General features: G+C 62.0%; 1 protein-coding gene. It reads right to left on the bottom strand.

Going from position 1 to position 721, the window contains the following annotated elements:
* A partial coding sequence (tyrS, locus tag EN943_RS37260) for a tyrosine--tRNA ligase (RefSeq protein ID WP_127416632.1) occupies window positions 1-721 on the bottom strand: 721 nt, incomplete at both ends.

Genomic DNA, 721 nt, shown 5'->3' with positions numbered 1-721 from the left:
CTTCTTGGCCTCATTGATCTCGGATCCGCCGAGCCGCTCGAGCCGCGCCACCTCGTCCAGCGGCAGCGTCGTGTAGAGCTTCAGGAAGCGGGCGACGTCGGCATCCTCGGTGTTGCGCCAGTACTGCCAGAATTCGTAGGGGCTCAGCATCTCCGCATCGAGCCAGACCGCGCCCGACGCGGACTTGCCCATCTTGGCACCCGACGAGGTGGTCAGCAGCGGCGTGGTCAGCGCATAGAGTTGCGCGTCCTCCATGCGGCGGCCGAGATCGATGCCGTTGATGATGTTGCCCCATTGGTCGGAGCCGCCCATCTGCAGGCGGCAGCCGAGACGCTTGTAGAGCTCGACGAAATCATAGGCCTGCAGGATCATGTAGTTGAATTCGAGGAACGACAGCGACTGCTCGCGATCGAGCCGCAGCTTGACGGAATCGAACGCCAGCATGCGGTTGACGGAAAAGTGACGGCCGACATCGCGCAGGAAATTGACGTAGTTGATCTCCATCAACCAATCGGCGTTGTTGACCATGATGGCGTCGTTGGGACCGCTGCCGAATTTGAGGTAGGGCATGAAGTTGCGGCGGATGCCAGCCAGATTGTCCTCGATATCCTGCGGGGTCAAAAGCTTGCGCGCCTCGTCCTTGAAGGACGGGTCGCCGATCATCGAGGTGCCGCCGCCCATCAGCGCGATCGGCCGATGACCGGTCTGCTGCAGCCAGTGC

Source organism: Mesorhizobium sp. M7A.F.Ca.US.006.01.1.1 (assembly GCF_003997935.1).
Classification (GTDB): Bacteria; Pseudomonadota; Alphaproteobacteria; order Rhizobiales; family Rhizobiaceae; genus Mesorhizobium.
Note: the sequence above shows the minus strand (reverse complement) of the source record. Positions and strands in the feature narration are given on the sequence as shown.